The 17782-nt window shown below is 39.2% G+C and carries 14 protein-coding genes; 11 read left to right on the forward strand and 3 right to left on the reverse strand.

All coding sequences use genetic code 11. The annotated features are described in order from the left end of the window. The first annotated feature begins 135 nt into the window (after window positions 1–135). The 7 genes from MS6x_RS17430 (at window position 136) to xylA (ending at window position 8559) form a co-directional block, all read left to right on the forward strand. Window positions 136–441, forward strand: a complete 306-nt coding sequence (locus MS6x_RS17430; protein WP_482603862.1) for a hypothetical protein — start codon at window positions 136–138, stop codon at window positions 439–441. A gap of 19 nt (window positions 442–460) precedes the next feature. Then, the gene (locus MS6x_RS17435; protein WP_482603864.1) at window positions 461–652 is read left to right on the forward strand and encodes a YgaP family membrane protein; all 192 of its coding nucleotides are present in this window, start codon (window positions 461–463) and stop codon (window positions 650–652) included. 428 nt (window positions 653–1080) lie between these two features. Continuing rightward, on the forward strand, window positions 1081–2334 hold the full coding sequence (locus tag MS6x_RS17440; protein ID WP_482603866.1) for a cell envelope biogenesis protein OmpA: 1254 nt from the start codon (window positions 1081–1083) through the stop codon (window positions 2332–2334). A gap of 147 nt (window positions 2335–2481) precedes the next feature. Further along, window positions 2482–4182: a PorP/SprF family type IX secretion system membrane protein gene (locus MS6x_RS17445; protein WP_482603867.1), complete on the forward strand. Its 1701-nt coding sequence runs from the start codon at window positions 2482–2484 to the stop codon at window positions 4180–4182. Window positions 4183–4887: 705 nt separating this feature from the next. Continuing rightward, complete coding sequence (locus tag MS6x_RS17450) at window positions 4888–5508, forward strand: response regulator transcription factor (protein WP_482603868.1); 621 nt, start codon at window positions 4888–4890, stop codon at window positions 5506–5508. A 236-nt stretch (window positions 5509–5744) separates the two neighbouring features. Next, a complete protein-coding gene (locus MS6x_RS17455; RefSeq protein WP_482607189.1) occupies window positions 5745–7232 on the forward strand; it encodes a xylulokinase in 1488 nt (495 codons plus the stop codon). 1 nt (window position 7233) lies between these two features. Next, window positions 7234–8559, forward strand: a complete 1326-nt coding sequence (xylA, locus tag MS6x_RS17460) for a xylose isomerase (protein WP_482603870.1) — start codon at window positions 7234–7236, stop codon at window positions 8557–8559. A gap of 125 nt (window positions 8560–8684) precedes the next feature. On the opposite strand, the gene MS6x_RS17465 is transcribed toward xylA, so the two are convergent. Further along, window positions 8685–10037, reverse strand: coding sequence for a Gfo/Idh/MocA family protein (locus MS6x_RS17465; protein WP_482603872.1), 1353 nt, complete (start codon window positions 10035–10037; stop codon window positions 8685–8687). Window positions 10038–10342: 305 nt separating this feature from the next. Here MS6x_RS17465 and MS6x_RS17470 point away from each other — a divergent pair, with 305 nt between their 5' ends. The 3 genes from MS6x_RS17470 to MS6x_RS17480 are packed head-to-tail and all read left to right on the forward strand — an operon-like array spanning window position 10343 to window position 13643. After that, window positions 10343–12061: a GMC family oxidoreductase gene (locus MS6x_RS17470; RefSeq protein ID WP_482603874.1), complete on the forward strand. Its 1719-nt coding sequence runs from the start codon at window positions 10343–10345 to the stop codon at window positions 12059–12061. A 9-nt stretch (window positions 12062–12070) separates the two neighbouring features. Beyond that, window positions 12071–12787, forward strand: coding sequence for a gluconate 2-dehydrogenase subunit 3 family protein (locus tag MS6x_RS17475; protein ID WP_482603876.1), 717 nt, complete (start codon window positions 12071–12073; stop codon window positions 12785–12787). A 37-nt stretch (window positions 12788–12824) separates the two neighbouring features. Further along, window positions 12825–13643, forward strand: a complete 819-nt coding sequence (locus MS6x_RS17480) for a sugar phosphate isomerase/epimerase family protein (RefSeq protein ID WP_482603878.1) — start codon at window positions 12825–12827, stop codon at window positions 13641–13643. Between the two features lie 129 nt (window positions 13644–13772). Here the strand turns inward: MS6x_RS17480 and MS6x_RS17485 are convergent, their stop codons facing one another. Then, window positions 13773–14897, reverse strand: a complete 1125-nt coding sequence (locus tag MS6x_RS17485) for a glycoside hydrolase family 130 protein (protein ID WP_482603879.1) — start codon at window positions 14895–14897, stop codon at window positions 13773–13775. Between the two features lie 178 nt (window positions 14898–15075). Next, window positions 15076–16896 carry an arylsulfatase gene (locus MS6x_RS17490; protein ID WP_482603881.1) on the reverse strand — a complete coding sequence of 607 codons (1821 nt, stop codon included), beginning with the start codon at window positions 16894–16896 and terminating at the stop codon, window positions 15076–15078. 91 nt (window positions 16897–16987) lie between these two features. On the opposite strand from MS6x_RS17490, the gene MS6x_RS17495 reads away from it, so the two are divergent. Continuing rightward, window positions 16988–17779, forward strand: coding sequence for a M15 family metallopeptidase (locus tag MS6x_RS17495; protein ID WP_482603883.1), 792 nt, complete (start codon window positions 16988–16990; stop codon window positions 17777–17779). Window positions 17780–17782: the final 3 nt, after the last annotated feature.

The raw sequence follows: 17782 nt of genomic DNA on the forward strand, positions 1-17782 counted from the left end.
TGAAAAACGAGTAAATAAAAAATGTGAGTATTATTTGTTTGGGTAGTGAGCATAGGAGCTGATGGATTTTATACGAGTTGTTGAATCCATGTTTTGAGCCTGACAATTGAAACCTTGAAAAATAAAAAAATAATAATGAAACTACTGATTGTAACCGTTGTAGAAGAGTTCCAGAAAGATCTCCTACGACTTTTTAAAGAGGCGAATATTGAGAGCTTTAGTGGTTCGGATATTGATGGTTATAAAAACCCGACCTCCATGGTGCGAACATCCAGCTGGTTCCCTAGCCAAAAAAGCGGGGTGGAATCTAGCTTGTTCTTTTCCTTTACGCAGGATGAAAATATTGATGCCATTTTTAAGGGTATTGAGGAGTTTAATGGTAATCTGGAAACCAACAATCCTATAAAGGCGGTCGTGGTACCAATAGAAAAATCAATTTAATTTTAAATAAATAGAAAACATGTTAAATACATATTTTAGAGTAATCGTAGGTACTATGGTGTTGATTAGCGTTGTATTATCTGCATACGTTAGTATAAACTGGTTATGGTTTACCGTATTTATAGGGGTTAATTTAATACAATCTGCCTTTACAAAATGGTGCTTGTTAGAAACCATTCTTTTGAAATTGGGAGTAAAAAAGGCGAAGTAAAGCGTTTAGGTAAGTATTTGGAGTACTGGTGACTTGAATCACCTAAGCCATTTCTTTTGCTTTATGGTTTAGGTGGTTTGAACGAATTTCCAATTTATTTGTCTCACATGTAAACTCCTGTTAAAAACAGTTGGTGCTTTTCGATTTCTATTTTGACTGTGTTTTTGCATTTTATCGCAAAATTGTTACCACTTGTCCATAAAAGCACAATTAATAGTATTGGTTTCCGTTGATTGCAATTATCAAAGGGTATTATCTGTCTTTTCATTACCTCCCCTGTTTTTTTTATTTTCTTCATCATTAGGTATCTAAAAATCCTGAATTCTCATCGATAATCGGTAAAAACACCAAAAACCTATGAATTTTTGTTAAGTATTGGGTAAAAATCTTTGTTCAACTTTGAAGTCTAAACCCAAAATCTTAATATCATGAGAAATCTTTTACATCAAAAAGTCTCGGTTGGATGCTTTACAGTATTATGCTGTATGGCCTTGAATGCACAAAGAACTGCTTATGCATCTATTGACAAACACAAAATGGATGCTACGGTAAAGCGAATGGAAAATTTCAAACAGTTGAAATCCATGGGCTACTCGGAAAAGGAAGTTTACCAAGACTTAGGAAACGCACATTTTTTATCTGAAAACTATGAACAAGCACTTTTTTGGTATGATCGGTTAATCGATTTAAGCGAGGATGGAATATTGGAAAGCTCCTATCAAAAGCGATACGATCATGCCGTATCTAAGCTGGGCAGCATCAATACTGCCGAAGAAGAAGTAGATGAGAACTGGACGGAGTTGGTTCGTGCCGATTACCAAATGACCCAAGCTTCTCCAAAAAAGAGTAGTGTTTCTTTCAGGGACAGGTTCAAGCCGTTGAATTTGGTGCTGGAGAAAGAAGAACTTGCCGCAAAGGATAAAAATGTAGATCCTGACTTTCTCAAAGAGGTTGCGGACGGTAAAAACAAGTTGGACTATGAAGCTCCCATATCATTAACCAGAGACGGTCAAACAGCCTATTATAGTAAAACTGTTTTCGTAAAGCCATCAACTGGAATCTTTTCAAAAAAAGAACCAGTTCATAAGGTGTATAGAGCGGATAAAGTAAAGGGCAAATGGAAAACTGTACGGGAACTTGCTTTATGTCCAAAGGAGTTTTCTGCGGTGCATCCTGCCATATCCCCTGATGGAAAACGCCTTTTCTTTGCATCGAACATGCCAGGTACCTTCGGAGAATTTGATATTTATGTAACCTCTATTCGTAGTAATGGAGGAATAGGAACCGCTAAAAACCTAGGAGAAAAAGTAAATACAGAGCGTAACGACATGTATCCAAAGGTTATGGAAGATAATACTTTGGTCTTTGCCTCCGAGGGTCATAAAGGTTATGGAGGTTTGGATGTGTATTCTGTACAAGTATCGCAAAGAAGTGTTGGTCTGGCCATTAATATGGGAGGTTCGGTGAATAGTTCAGAAGATGATTTTGCCCTGCAATTGGCTCCGCAAAAAGGAATGGCCTATGTGGTCTCCAACCGTGGAGGTAAAAGCAAATCGGCCCACAAGATTGCTTATACTTATGTAGGGAAAGAGGACATTCCCGAAGGTGATTTTCGATTGTTGGAAGCTATGAATTCTAGTGGACAAGAGAAGTATTCTTCATCCATATTCGAAGACGAATAGCGTTACACACTACATATTTGCGCAAGGAATACCCAACCTTTTAAATGCGCTTTTGATTGACCTTTTAACATCAGTTTATAATTCCAGGTTAATGGGATGGCAACTGTTGTAGGACAACATTTCATCTAAAACATAAAAAATATTCAAATGGACTTTACAAATAAAATAGCCGTACGAATAGTTCTTTTTTCCATACTAACCACAATAGCCAGTAGTTTATCCGTGTATGGTCAAGAGGCGAAAACAGAGATTGCTACTTCCGGTGCATACCATAATCAACTTTTTTTTAATCGATTTTTGATTAACCCAACCTTTTCTTTGGTTCGGGAAAACAAATCCTATCTGAACATACTGCACCGAAACCAATACGCCACGTTCGACGATAACAGTCAAAATTATTTTTTGGGCTTTAGCAACAAACTAAATGACCGAACCGCTTTAGGAATTGGGGTTTATAGTCAGTCGTCTGGTGTGATTCAGGAGTTCGGATTTAATGCAAACTATGCTACATCGGTAAACTTAGGTGCGAATAGTACCCTAGCATTTGGCACGAATATTACCTACGTTAGTAAAGGTGTAGATAAGAATAGAGTGGTCATATCGGAACAGGATCCAACGATTTCAGATGCTCGAAACGAAAGTAGGATTGCCATACAACCAGGGATGAATCTGTCTCTAGGTAATTTTGATTTCGGGGTATATGCTGAAGATTTATTTCGGTACAATCAGACTACAGAGGAGTTTATAATGAATTTGTCACTAAACAGTATCAAGGCATCTGTTCAATATACCCATGAGTTCAAAGCGACCAGAGGACTTTTTAAAAATGCACGATTAATGCCTTTGGCGCAGGTAGGTCAGAACTTGGATGGTAGTCTTTATTATTTAGGTTCTATGGTGTTAGATATGCCAAGTTATGGCTGGTTGCAGGCTACGGTTGATCAGGAGTATGGAATGTCTGCCGGTGTAGGATTTAATTTAAGTAAAACTATGTCGCTTGGGTATCTAATGGAGAAAGACCTGTCAAAGCAGGAAGCTAATTTAGGATGGAACCATGAGTTATCCTTGGCCTATACGTTTAAGAACGAAAATAGCATGGCCAATAGTTATGTAGACAGTTCCAACGATGCTAAGATAGACAGAATCGTACGCAATTACGAGGCACAGATTTCTGATTTATTGGCCGAAAAGGATAAAAAGCAAAAGGAAGCTAAGTTCAATGAAAAAATGGCCAATGGGACTATGGATGAAAACACCTTGGCCTATCAGAACAAGCTTATTTTAGATGAACTTATGATGCGCCAAGATTCTATTGAGACATCTCGTATTGCCGCTTTCGAGGAGCGTTTTGAAACTATTGTCCGACTTTTACGTAATGATATCAAAGACAATATAAAATCTAGCTTACAGGACTATAGCAAGGAAGAGGACACATATTTGGCCAGTACCAATGTAAATACTGCGAAGGAGAACAAATACAACGATTTTGATAGAACGGAATATGCTGAATTACCTGTGAAAGTGCTGGGTGACGCAGATGCCATCGGCATTAAATCGGGATACTACGTAATTGCTAACGTGTACAAGAATAAAAAATATTTGAATGCCTTCGTGGAGAGCCTAAAGAAAAAGGGGCTACAGCCAAAGCAGTTTTACAATAAAGAAAATGGTTTGCATTATGTCTATTTGGCTGATTATGATGTGAAACAAGAAGCACAATTTGCGTCAGTATCTGATTTGGGAGGCAAGTATAGAGACGAAAAATGGATTATGCAGGTAGACCGTTCCACAGCAACTGCTTCTAACGTATACGAAGATGATGAGGGGTACTATAGCAGGGAAGAATAGTGCAAGACAAAAAGAATGTATTTGGTTGTTTAATATATATGTTTTAGTGGATTGTCGATAAGAGGAGGGAAGGTATCCGGGGGGATGGCCAAACCCTCCTTTTTCATTAAAGTGTTTTTGTCTTTTACTAGAATTAAATCAACTATTTCATCCATTTGCATCGATAAACGGTAATCAATTCTTGTATTTGAACGAAAATAAGCACAAATTGAACTAACATATTTTGATATTACATATATTTCAGTTGTAAAAAGCTATTTAGCTAGTTGTTTAACCCCAAATCCCCCCAAGAATATGGATAATTTTTACCTACTATTCCGCTTAAAAAAAAGCTCTGGATTATTCCTGATTAGAGCTACACTTTTAAAGTTCTTAGAAAAACAGACTGCTGTTTTTAATTGGTATCGCTGCGAGTATCTTCTCAAGCATCAAATACCAATAAGATAAGACCATCACATTTTTTATTTTAGGAACGTACTCTTATATCAGTATATAATACATGAGTACGTTGTTATATGTCTTGGTATCCGTTTGATACTAAGCGTGGTATTCGTATGCTTTTTTCTCTAAACCGCTGAGGCTTAGGGAGTGTACTTACTGTTGCTATTTTATTGTAAAACAGAATTAGATACACCTAAACTAAAGACACCGTTAAACTTTGTTACCCTGCTATTTGTAAGCAGGTTATCATGCTAACCCTCTATTATGAAAACTCAAAATTCAAGAATTATTGTTATAGAAAAAGATGAACTTTTAAGTGCTGCATATCAATCCTATGTTGAACCTTTTAGCGAGTTTGTTTTAGCTAAAACCTACACAAATTTAACTAAGGCGTTAAAGGAGTTCAAGAAAACAAAACCGGATATTATTATTTGTGAAGTAGCTTTGGAAAACGGGAATGGCATAGACGCTATAAGCTTGTTTAAAAAGAAAGATAGGAACGTCCAAGTCATTATGATAAGTACAAATAATGATTTTGATGTTATTAAAAAAGCTTTCAAAGAGGGCGCCAACGGCTATCTTACAAAACCTATGAGCTCGGAAAAATTGCATTATGCATTGGTTAGTGTACAACGCGAAGGAGCTGCAATGAGCAATGATATTATTAAGAAAGTAGTGGCGAACTTCCATAAAAAGTCATTTAACTTCTTTTCGGAAAGAGAGAATCAAATTGTAGATTACTTGTTTAAGGGTGCTACCTACAAAATGATTGCAGACAAACTGTTTGTGACAACAAGTACTGTCAATTTTCATATTCAGAATATTTACTTGAAACTGGATGTAAACTCAAAGTCGGAAGCCTTGACCAAGTTGGAACAAATGTAAAAATTACATTTTAATGAAAAAGAAACATATATCTTCTTGTACCATACGGATGCCTTTCGGTTTCATGTTTAGGATTTTTTAATCTCTTATTTTGTTGCAAATCAACAATTTGTAATATTCTTGTAGATTATAGTTTTAACTGGATACCAGAAATATGGGAGCCATAGTTTCATCTGTGCATTTTTGTGCCTATTTTTAACGAGCCGATTTTTTTGGTGATTTTATAAATGAAGCTGATGTATTATTTAGGTCTCGACATAGGAAGTTCTTCGGTTAAGGTAGCCCTAGTGGATGCAGAAACAGGTAAGAGTCTGAGCGTAGTTCAGGAACCGGAAACCGAAATGTCCATTATTGCTGTAAAAAATGGTTGGGCAGAGCAAAACCCGGAAGATTGGTGGAAACATGCATGCGCTGGAATTGCTAAGGTTACCACTGAGAATAAAATTACAAATGCCGAAATAGGAGGTATCGGTATTTCCTACCAAATGCACGGTTTGGTTTTGTTGGATGTGGATGGTAACGTGTTGCGAAATTCCATTATTTGGTGCGATAGCAGAGCGGTAGAAATTGGACAAAAAGCTTTTGAGTCTATTGGAGAAGATAAATGTGCGGCACACTTGCTCAATTCACCATCCAATTTTACGGCTTCCAAGCTTAAATGGGTAAAGGAAAACGAGCCGGAGATTTATGCGCGCGTATATAAATTTATGCTGCCGGGCGATTATATTGCGTACCGTTTATCTGGAACTATGAATACAACGGTATCTGGACTTTCCGAAGGTGTATTTTGGGATTTTAAGAAAGACGACCTTGCAGCTGTACTCATGGACTATTATGGTTTTGATGGCAGTAAGGTTCCGGAGATTGTACCAACGTTTTCAGAACAGAGCACTGTGAACAAAAAAGGAGCTTCTGAAAGTGGATTACATATAGGAACGCCAATTTTATATAGGGCCGGGGACCAACCTAATAATGCCTTGTCGCTCAATGTCTTTAATCCAGGAGAGGTAGCCGCCACAGGTGGTACTTCTGGAGTTGTTTATGCAGTAACGGATAGCCTTTCGGTAAAAGAATATGCAAGAATAAATAATTTTGCCCATGTCAATTATGAATCGGGCAGGAAACTTCGAATTGGTAAGTTGCTCTGTATCAATGGGGCCGGAATTCAATTTCGATGGTTGCTGAACAATTTGGATGTTGCTTCCTACGAAGAAATGAACGAATTGGCAGCTTCGGTTCCTGTAGGCTCGGATGGGGTTTGTGTTATTCCCTTTGGTAACGGGGCGGAACGGATGCTAAATAATAAGGACATAGGTACCCGAACTCTTAACGTCAATCTGAACAATCATACGAAAGCACATTTGTGTAGGGCTGCTTTGGAGGGGATAGCATTTTCTTTTGTTTACGGAATGGATATCTTACGATCGGACGGAAGCCAGATAAATGTAATACGTGCAGGGAATGATAATCTCTTTCGTTCCAAAATATTTTCGAGCACGGTATCCACCCTTATTTCGCATGATATTGAAATATACAATACAACCGGTGCCATTGGCGCGGCAAGGGCTGCGGACCTTCACAAAGGTGATTTTGAGGTGTTCGGCAAACGAATCATGGAAAACGATTATGTAATGACCTACAAACCTTCCAAGGAAGTGGAAGCATACACAAAAGCATACGTAATATGGAAAAACGAACTAGAATTGGTATTAAATAAAAAATAATATGGCAGTAGCAGGAAATAAGGAATATTTTAAGGGCATTGGAAGCATTAAGTTCGAAGGAAGGGATTCTGATAATCCTTTGGCGTTTAAATATTACAACCCTGAGCAGGTTGTCGCAGGAAAAAAGATGCGGGACCATTTTAAATTCGCTGTCGCGTATTGGCATACCTTCTGTGGACAAGGTGCAGATCCTTTTGGGCCTGGAACACAAAACTTTGAATGGGATAAATCCACCGACCCTGTGCAAGCTGCCAAGGATAAGGCCGATGCCGCATTTGAGTTTATTGGTAAAATGGGGTTTGATTATTTCTGTTTTCATGATTTTGACTTGATTCAAGAAGGACCAAGCTTTGCAGAATCCGAAAAACGTTTGGCTACGATTACCGAGTACATCAAAGAAAAGAAAGATGCTACTGGAATCAAATTACTATGGGGAACAGCGAACTGTTTTTCCAACCCAAGGTATATGAACGGTGCGGCTACCAATCCAGACTTTAATGTAGTAGCGAGAGCTGGTGGCCAAATAAAATTAGCCTTGGATGCAACCATCGCCTTAGATGGAGAGAACTATGTGTTTTGGGGTGGTCGCGAAGGATATATGTCGCTTTTAAATACGGATATGGGTAGGGAATTAGACCATATGGGTCAGTTCCTAAGTATGGCGCGTGATTATGCAAGGGCACAGGGATTTCAAGGAAACTTCTTTATTGAACCCAAGCCGATGGAGCCTATGAAGCACCAGTATGACTTTGATACTGCTACGGCTATAGGTTTTTTAAAAGAATACGGACTGGATAAAGATTTTAAAATCAACATTGAAGTAAACCACGCCACTTTGGCGCAACATACGTTCCAGCACGAGATGGCCGTTGCCGCAAAAGCAGGCATGCTAGGAAGCCTAGATGCCAACCGTGGAGATTACCAAAACGGATGGGATACGGATCAGTTCCCGAATAATATTCTAGAAACGACCGAGGCGATGTTGGTTTTTTTAGAGGCCGGCGGACTTCAGGGTGGCGGCGTTAACTTTGACGCAAAAATTAGAAGAAATTCGACCGATTTGGACGATGTTTTCCATGCCCACATTGGTGGTGCGGATAATTTTGCCAGAGCATTATTGACAGCTGATAAAATAATTTCGTCTTCAGCCTATAACAGTCTTAGGGAAAAACGGTATAGCTCTTTTGATTCCGGAAAGGGAAAAGCCTTTGCCGATGGGAAACTAGATTTAAATGACCTGTATACAATTGCGAAAGAAAGTAGTGAGCTAAAATTGCAAAGTGGCAAGCAGGAGTTGTTCGAGAATATTGTGAATCAGCATATTTAGTCGCGGAACTATCCAATAGGCTATGGCTCGATAGCTTGATATATATCTAAAGTCTATATTTCATACCATTATATTTAAAGACAGTGGTTATAACTTAAAACCGTATTCAATCGTTAACAGGTTAGCTACACCTTATCCGGATGCGGATGCTGCCAGGGCGCCCTGTATTCCCGAGTCAATAATTGGGTAGCTTCGGCATCGTCTATAACCGTTCTTGTTTTTGGGTCGTAAACGAGGGGCCGACCAAGATCCATAGCTAAATTTGCTAAAATACAGCTTGCTGAGGAAATGTGCCCCTCTTCAATATCGGCAACGGGGCGAGTGCCATTTTGTATCGCTTCAAGAAAATTAATCATGTGGCCTCTTGTGGCAGGTGCGGCATGGAGTTCGTTATCTTTTTCGACGAGATCTTCTGGATATTTTTCCCTTTCGTACAAAACGTCAAAATGCTTGGGCGTTCCTTCTCCTCTCGGGATAAAATCGGCTTGCATTGGGCTTCCTTTTAGCACTCCCTTGTCACCATAAATGATAAATGCCCACGGATATTCCTTGTCTACCGGATTCCCCCATGATCGATGTTGCCATACGCAGTTAAGTTCAGGATACTCAAAAACGGCCGACTGGGTATCTGGCGTATTCGATTTCCCTTCTTTTTGTACAAAGATTCCACCTTGAGAGCTGACTTTTTGAGGCCAACCCAAGTCCAGCATCCATCGCACTGTATCTAGCATGTGAACGCACATATCGCCCATTATACCGTTGCCGTATTCCCTAAAGGTACGCCACCATCTTTTATGCGGAATCCCATCATAGGGTCTAAGCGGTGCAGGACCGGTCCACATCTCATAATCCAGAAAATCCGGTAACGATTGCTCTGGTGGATTCCCATTTGCACGCATGTGGTAATAACAGCACATTTCTACATGGGCTATGGTACCTAGAAGACCTGCATCAACTATTTCTTTTTTTACATCAATTAAATGTGGTGTGCTTTTTCGTTGTGTCCCTACCTGAACCACACGATTATATTTTCTTGCTGCGGCTACCATGGCCTCACCCTCCATTACGTCTACACTGGTAGGTTTTTGAACATATACATGAGCTCCTGCCTTTAAAGCAGCTATGCAGTGTAGCGCATGCCAGTGGTCTGGAGAACCGATTAGTACGATATCCAGTTTACTATGTTCAAGCATTTCTCTATAATCAGAATACAACTTAGGTTTTTTGCCAGATCTTTGACGTTTTGATATCAGTTCGGAAGCTTCATTTAAATGATTTTGATCTACATCACAGATTGCAATAACGTTTATATTGGCCACCTGTATTAGTTTAAAAAGGTCACTGGTGCCATACCATCCGGCACCAATTAGTCCAACGCGTTTGGGAATTTCATTTTTAAAATATTCAAAACCATAATTGCTTACTGAGGTAAGTAGGAGCGATGCTGAGGTACCTTTTATAAAGTGTCTTCGATTCATGATTGTGTTATTGTAGCGTTCTATACTTGGAATAATAGCAGAATTAATTGATTAAGATACATAATAGTTCAAAAGTAACGGCTTCGTTATTAAGGATTAGTTGATACAACCGTTTATAGAATATAGCCCAGTTCAGTCCAAAATTTAGATTTATATGCTTTTTATAAAATTGATAAAATGAGTAATCTATTTATGTCATTCCCTATGCTTTTGGTGTAACTGGACACTACATGTTTGGTCGTTCGTATAAAAAATATTTAATGTTTAAACCAAAAGCCTTAACTTAACTTCCAAAATTACTATACATGCAAATAAAAGAATCTTCAGAAATTTTTGATGTTATAATCGTTGGCTCCGGAGCTGGTGGTGGTATGGCTACCAAACAATTGGCAGATGCAGGCCTTAACGTTGCAGTAGTGGAGGCTGGGCCATTTTTTGACCCTGCAGATCCCAAAACAATGACCCAATTAAAATGGCCTTATGACTCGCCTCGAAGAGGAGCGGGTACCGATCGGGCTTTTGGGGAATGGGATATGTCCTATGGTGACTGGGAGGTAAAAGGAGAACCGTATACGGTTGAATCCGGAACTACTTTTAAATGGTGGCGCGCGAGAATGTTGGGCGGTAGAACCAACCATTGGGGTCGTATTTCCTTACGTTTTGGCCCGAAGGATTTTAAGGGCAAGACTAGAGATGGATATGGCGAGGACTGGCCTATAGGCTATGATGATGTAAAACCGTATTACGATAAGGTAGATAAATTGATTGGTGTTTTTGGTACTAACGAAGGTTTGGAAGATGATCCAGATGGCTTCTTTCTTCCGCCCCCTAAACCAAGATTACACGAGCTTTTTTATATAAAGGGAGCAAAAAAATCGGGTATTCCAGTAATACCTAGTCGTATGTCCATGTTGACAAAACGAATCAATAATGATCGTGGTATCTGTTTTTATTGCGGACAATGTGGACGTTCCTGTTCTGTGTATGCAGATTTTTCTGCGGGTAGCTGTTTGATATTTCCGGCGCAGAAAAGTGGCGGACAAGTAAAGCTATTCGTCAACGCAATGGTACGCGAGGTAACTACCAACGATGAAGGAAAAGCAACAGGGGTATCTTACATCAGTAAGGAAGATCGAAAAGAATATAAATTAAAGGCAAAGGTAGTAGTTCTAGCGGCTTCGGCCTGTAGTTCTGCACGTATCTTGTTGAATAGCAAAAGTAAGCAGCATCCAAACGGATTGGGCAATAGCAGTAACCTTATCGGTAAATACTTGCATGATTCTACGGGAAGCAGTGGTATGGCTTTTATACCAGATCTTATGAACCGTGATGTTTCCTACAATGAAGATGGCGTGGGAGGTATGCATGTGTATAGTCCTTGGTGGGGAGATACCAAGAAATTGGATTTTCCAAGAGGATATCATATCGAAGTCTGGGGTGGTATGGGGCAACCCAACTATGGTTTTGGCTTTGATCAAGGTGCTTTTAACAAGTTAGTGGGACTTCCTACTGGTGGCTATGGAGATAAGCTTCGTGATGAAGTAAAGTCTTATTATGGTGCAATTGTCGGTTTTGGTGGTAGAGGTGAAGGTTTGGCGGTAAAAGATAATTACTGTGAAATAGACCCTACGACCGTAGATGATTATGGTATACCAGTACTTAAGTTTAATTACAAGTGGTCTGATATTGAAGTGCGGCAGGCCAAACACATGCAAGACACGTTCGAAGAAATTTCACATAACATGGGCGGTATTTATTTGAATAAGCCCGGCAAAGATAGGGATTATGGCCTTCATGCCCCTGGAGAAATTATTCATGAAGTAGGTACGACTCGGATGGGTGATGACCCTACTACGTCGGTAACCAATAAATTTAATCAGTTGCATGATGTGGATAATGTATTCATTGTAGATGCAGGGCCATTTGTTTCTCAAGCCGATAAGAACTGTACTTGGACAATTTTAGCGCTGTCTTGGAGAGCAAGTGATTATATTATCGAACAATTAAAACAGCAAAATATCTAAAGTATGGCAATGGATAGAAGAAAAAGTATACAAACGATGATTTTAGGGGCGGGAGCTTCCGCTTTGGCTTTTCATGGTTGTAAAACAGAAGATAAAACTGCGGATGAGGCATTAACGATTCCAGAGGATACTAAATATTTTGGTAGGACACCGGATGAGTTGGAGCGAATCGAGAAATTGAAAGCAGAACAGCTTTTTAATGAACATGAAATGGAAACCATAGCGGTATTAAGCACTGTGATCCTTCCACCAAAAGAACCACACGGCGGACCGCTAGAAGCGGATGTGCCTGAATTTATAGAATTCATAGGTAAGGATATGCCCGATATGAAAAACACATTGCTTGGAGGCTTAATGTGGATGGATCATAAGAGCAATACCGACTTTGGAATTGAATTCAAGTCGGCTACCTTGGAACAACAAAAACAGATTTGCGATCAAATTTGTTTTCATGATGATGATATACCGCTAGATGAACAGCCTTTAGAAATACAATTTTTTGCTTTGATGCGTAATCTCGTAGTAACTGGGTATTATACGTCTAAAGTAGGTATTGCCGATTTGGGATATAAAGGAAACCAGCCAAACGTTTGGGATGGGGTACCACAGGATGTTTTGGATAAACATGGCGTAGCATACGATCCACAGTGGCTTGCCAAATGTATTGATCAAAGCACTAGGAATACGGTGGCCACATGGGATGATAAAGGGAACTTATTAACCTAATTTATTAGTTTACACTTGTAAATTTAACTTGCTCATAATGAAAAAGTTGTTAATACTTTGCATTTTTCTTAGCTCTAGTGCTGTTACCGTTGGACAGGAATTAGGTTTGCAGTTATACAGTCTTAGAAATCAGTTTAAAACAGACGTTCCGGGTACATTAGATCTTATTGAATCTTGGGGTATTACCAATATTGAAGGAGGTGATAGCTATGGCGTTCCATTGGCAGAGTTTAAAAAAATGTTGAAAGAACGTGGTTTAACCATGCGTAGTATTCAAGGTGGTTATATGGACCTTAAGAACGACGTAGAAAAGGTCATAAAAAATGCTAAGGATTATGATGTTACTTATGTGATGTGTGCCTGGATTGATCATAAAGGCGGTACCTTCGATTTCGCAAAGGCAAAGGAGGCTACAGAAGTTTTTAATAAGGCAGGAAAACGGTTAAAGGAGGAAGGTATTACGCTAGTGTACCATGCACATGGGTATGAGTTTCGAAATTATAAGGACGGCTCTCTTTTTGATTACATGGCTAAAAATGCAGAACATTTTGGCTTTGAAATGGATGTATATTGGGTACAACATGGCGGGGGAAACCCTATGATATTATTGAATAAATATCCAGATAAGTTTAAATTGATGCACTTAAAGGATATGGAACATGGTATGGTAGGCGATGTTTCAGGACATTCGGACGTAGAAACCAATGTTACTTTAGGTACCGGTCAAATAGACATGGACGGGCTTATTAAAAGAGGAAAAGAATTAGGCGTTGACTATTTTTTTATTGAAGATGAATCTTCAAGAGTAGTAGAACAGATGCCGGGAAATGTGAAATTCTTTAGAAGTTTGGAGTAACAAAATTTGATTAAAGAATAAAACCTCTGTTACCACGGTAACAGAGGTTTTTATTTGGATTTATTTCAAATGGGAATGGTGGCACCAATAAAAATCATGCTACTCAGACCTGGCTTCATTCAATTGTTCTTACTCTTTTACCGCTAATCCAACCATAGAGTCCGCCGTACCATAATACAAAAACCATTTATCCTTAAAATATACGAGCCCTTCTATAAATGTTGTGCCGGCTTTATACTGTCCACTAATTTCATGTGGGAGGCTAGGGCATATAAAAGGAGTTTCCAGTCTTTCAATCATCTTTGTAGGGTCATTTTTATCAAACAATACTTGTCCTCCACAGTATGTTCCTTCTGGATACTTGGAAGTCGCACCTTCCCCGCTAAGATTTTTTCCGTTATATAATAGCAGTATGCCGGCATCAGTGTATAGTGCAGGAGGCCCAGGTTCTGTTAAATGGCTGTCAAATTCATTTATGGTGGGGGTAAAGGAGTATAACAATTCGCCATCTTGGTTGAGGGTAGGCTCCCAATCAACTCCATTGGAGGAAACGGCAAGATTAACAAATAGTTCACCCCAGTACATAAGGTACTTACCATCAATTTTTTTAGCAATTAATCTTCCATCCACCAATTCTGTCACCATAGAGCCGGACTTGCTCCATACATCTAGAAATTTACTCTTATGGGCATCTTCAAAAACGGGGCCTTGCTTTGTCCAACTAATAAGATTATCAGAAGTGGCACTAGACAAACGGGCAACATCCTTGTTCCAACTTGTATACATCATAATGTAAGTGCCTTCCGGTGTTTCCACGACTCTGGGGTCTTCGATACCTCCAGGCTGATCCCATTCTGAGAATTCATCATTATCAGGATATAAGATAGGTTGTGGATGCTTTGTAAAATTAATACCATCTGTACTATAAGCTAGTCCAATTCGGGAAGTTCTTCCGCCAAGAATAGCTTCAGGATTATCTTCTGCCCTAAAAAGCACAAATACAGTATCATTACGCACGACCGCTCCTGGATTAAAGACATCGGCCTTTTGCCATTGAACGGCTTTGTTACTTACCGGATCATTGAATACGTACATAGAATCGGCGGTCATGATAGGGTTTACCTTCGTTTTTTTAAAATCTAACATCCATTTTTCATTTGAACTAGTTTGGCTAGTTACAGGGACTTCCTTTGCTTCTTTACAAGAGCTTAAAATAAGGAGTAATGGGAGCGCCACAGCTAAAATGTTTTTCATCTAAATTCGGTTTTGACGTTCAAGGTAAGAATAAAATTATCGGTAATTATATGTAATGGAACTTAAATGTTTACAAAGGGGTTTATGAATACATCTGTATAAAAAATGTACGCACACATAAAGGGTTTTAACTGTTTTAGCTAAGTTTTACACGAGTTTTAATGCATACATTCAAATACTACTCAACGCGCTTAAATAGCAGTAGACGCACATCCATAGCTTTATTTCCTGGAATTTTTACCGCTTCTAAAACCAGCGGGCTTCTTCCCTTAGCAAGAGAAATGTTTCCTAGTATTTTGGATTTAAAGTCCTTTACATAGGATTCCATTCTTGGGCTGCGGTCATGTTCCATACCTGTTAAGGGCGAATCATGAGATTCTGTAAGGGTGGTAATTAATTTATGCTTATCATGCTTTAGCTGAATAGCCACGCCTTCATCGCCCTTTGCCAAGGTATACATTAGAGTTACTTCATAAGTTCCACTTTCTAATACGCTAACATCCCAGGTTATAGCGTCGCTAATACTAGTCCAATTGGTAAAGAAAGTATCGTTTGGAAATCGATTACTTCGTTTGATGTTTCCATATGGTTTACCATCACGTGCCGGCAACTGCGTATACTTATGTTCTGGATGGCCTAAGGTAAAAGGTCTTTGATCTTGTAAGGGCTGCTTTGCTCCGGTGTCTTTTAACCACTTGGATTTAGCTCGCTCTAGCGAATACTTGATTAAAGGCAGGTTTTTGGAAATATCCGATGTTTGTCCTACATCATTTTTCATGTCGTATAAACGCCCTGTTTCATCTAGTCTATAGTGTTGGTTTCTAACACTTGTTCTTCCATTCCAGTGATTGAAGATGAATCTATCTTGTATGGGAAACGTTTCGTTCAAAAGTAGTTTTGACAAATCTATTCCATCTATGGGTTTCTCAATAGAAGTAGAAATTTGGAACAAACCTGCGAGTGTGGGCAGTATGTCAATCGCACTCGCTATCTGTGTTATGCGTTTTCCAGCTTTAAGGGTGCCTTTCCATTGCATGTGTAGCGGAGACCGCACACCCCCTTCATCCGTAGAACCTTTCTTGCCGCGCATGCCAGCGTTCCATCGCCATCCGTTGGGACCATTATCGGACATGAAAATAATCACTGTATTTTCTTCTAGGCCTAATTTGTTTAACCTACTTACGACTCGCCCCACGTTGTAATCTATATTTTCTACCATAGCCAGTGCGGCTTTAGTAAAAGTTAGATCTTCCTCCTCGTTCCCCGTGTATCGCTTTTCCAAGGTCGCATCCTTAAATTTGTTCCAATAGGCATCGGGTACTTGCATGGGACTATGTGGTGTATTGTAAGGTAGATATAGAAAAAACGGACCTTCTTTTTCTTTTTGAATAAATTGTAGCCCTTTGTTTGTAAGGTCATCTACCAGAAAGCCATTGCCTTTTACAATAGTTCCGTTGTACTCTAGCATGGGATCAAAGTAGCTGCCCCAGTGACCTGATGCGAATCCATAGAAATCATCAAAACCTCTGGAATTTGGATGATAAGGAGGTTGCATGCCATTATGCCATTTTCCGTAGGCTGCTGTCGCATATCCCTCTTTCTTTAAAACATCCGCTAACGTGGTTTCATCAAGGTTCATTCGCTCGCCTCCCTCGGATGTTGCGTATACTCCTAAACGTGTAAAGTGCCTCCCCGTAAGTAATTCTGCCCTCGTAGGTGAGCAAACGGGCTGCACGTAGAAATTATTAAAAGAAATACCATTTATGGCTAAACTATCTATATTTGGGGTCTGGATATTTGTATTTCCGTTATAGCTTAAGTCCCCCCAGCCTTGGTCATCTGCAACAATAAGCACTAGATTGGGCGGCGTTTTCTTTTTAGTTTTTAATGCTGAAGCGGTTGGATATTTTTCATTCTCAGATGGCTTTTCTTTTTTATGTTCACTACATGAAACAGCCATCAGAACGACCATTGTTAAAAGAGAAATATAGTGTTTCATAGTTTTTAGTTAAATTGCCTTTAGGTATTTTGTTTGTACAAGTTGGTAGAGAATACAAGCCATAAATGGTATTAGTTAAAACATATAATAGGTGTTAAATTTTCATAGATTTTTTTTCTTAAAAATAGGCATTAAAAAACCGATTGGTACTTCTACTGTCTTTTGTATAATTCTGTTAGGCGTACTTCTCGTCGCTTGCAATGGAGAAAAGAAGAGAGATGAAAAGAAAGACATAGGAATTCCAGAACAGGTAACAAAAGATACAATTAAGGTAATAGCCATTGAAGTTGCGGAACTAAACAAAAAAACGGGTCCAATACCCTTAACATCACTTGCGGATTCTACCTTTATCCGCTTGGCAGATTATAGTGATGGTTTCGCATATGATATGCGTTATGCTACGGAAAATAATTTTCTAAAAGAAAAAGTTTATGATTGCGCGGAGTGCTATACGCGTGTGAAGACTGCCAAGGCCCTTCTAGCCGCCAATGCTGATTTTGAAAAAAGTGGGGTACGAATAAAGTTTTTTGATTGCTACCGACCAAACTCTGTGCAATACAAGATGTGGAAAATTGTTCCAAATCCACAGTATGTGGCGAACCCCAAAAAAGGAAGTATTCATAATAAAGGAGGTGCAGTGGACATCACCTTAGAAACCCTAGATGGGGAAGAATTGGATATGGGAACAGATTTTGATTTCTTTGGAAAGCGCGCTTATCATGATATGACCGATTTACCACAGCAAATTCTAGACAATAGAATACTATTGAAAGAAACAATGGAATCCCATGGTTTTTGGTCTATTCGGACCGAATGGTGGCATTACAATCTTTCGTCCGCTTCAAATGATCGTGTGGCCAATTTTAAATGGGAGTGCAACTAAAAT

It is taken from the genome of Maribacter sp. MS6 (assembly GCF_056839185.1).

Bases quoted from the DNA above. Each gene is read 5' to 3' on its own strand.
- MS6x_RS17440 (WP_482603866.1), top strand. From the start codon at position 1,081: ATGAGAAATCTTTTACATCAAAAAGTCTCGGTTGGATGCTTTACAGTA.
- MS6x_RS17485 (WP_482603879.1), bottom strand. From the start codon at position 14,897: ATGAAAAACATTTTAGCTGTGGCGCTCCCATTACTCCTTATTTTAAGC.
- xylA (WP_482603870.1), top strand. From the start codon at position 7,234: ATGGCAGTAGCAGGAAATAAGGAATATTTTAAGGGCATTGGAAGCATT.
- MS6x_RS17490 (WP_482603881.1), bottom strand. From the start codon at position 16,896: ATGAAACACTATATTTCTCTTTTAACAATGGTCGTTCTGATGGCTGTT.
- MS6x_RS17430 (WP_482603862.1), top strand. From the start codon at position 136: ATGAAACTACTGATTGTAACCGTTGTAGAAGAGTTCCAGAAAGATCTC.
- MS6x_RS17450 (WP_482603868.1), top strand. From the start codon at position 4,888: ATGAAAACTCAAAATTCAAGAATTATTGTTATAGAAAAAGATGAACTT.
- MS6x_RS17445 (WP_482603867.1), top strand. From the start codon at position 2,482: ATGGACTTTACAAATAAAATAGCCGTACGAATAGTTCTTTTTTCCATA.
- MS6x_RS17470 (WP_482603874.1), top strand. From the start codon at position 10,343: ATGCAAATAAAAGAATCTTCAGAAATTTTTGATGTTATAATCGTTGGC.
- MS6x_RS17475 (WP_482603876.1), top strand. From the start codon at position 12,071: ATGGATAGAAGAAAAAGTATACAAACGATGATTTTAGGGGCGGGAGCT.
- MS6x_RS17465 (WP_482603872.1), bottom strand. From the start codon at position 10,037: ATGAATCGAAGACACTTTATAAAAGGTACCTCAGCATCGCTCCTACTT.
- MS6x_RS17480 (WP_482603878.1), top strand. From the start codon at position 12,825: ATGAAAAAGTTGTTAATACTTTGCATTTTTCTTAGCTCTAGTGCTGTT.
- MS6x_RS17435 (WP_482603864.1), top strand. From the start codon at position 461: ATGTTAAATACATATTTTAGAGTAATCGTAGGTACTATGGTGTTGATT.
- MS6x_RS17455 (WP_482607189.1), top strand. From the start codon at position 5,745: ATGTATTATTTAGGTCTCGACATAGGAAGTTCTTCGGTTAAGGTAGCC.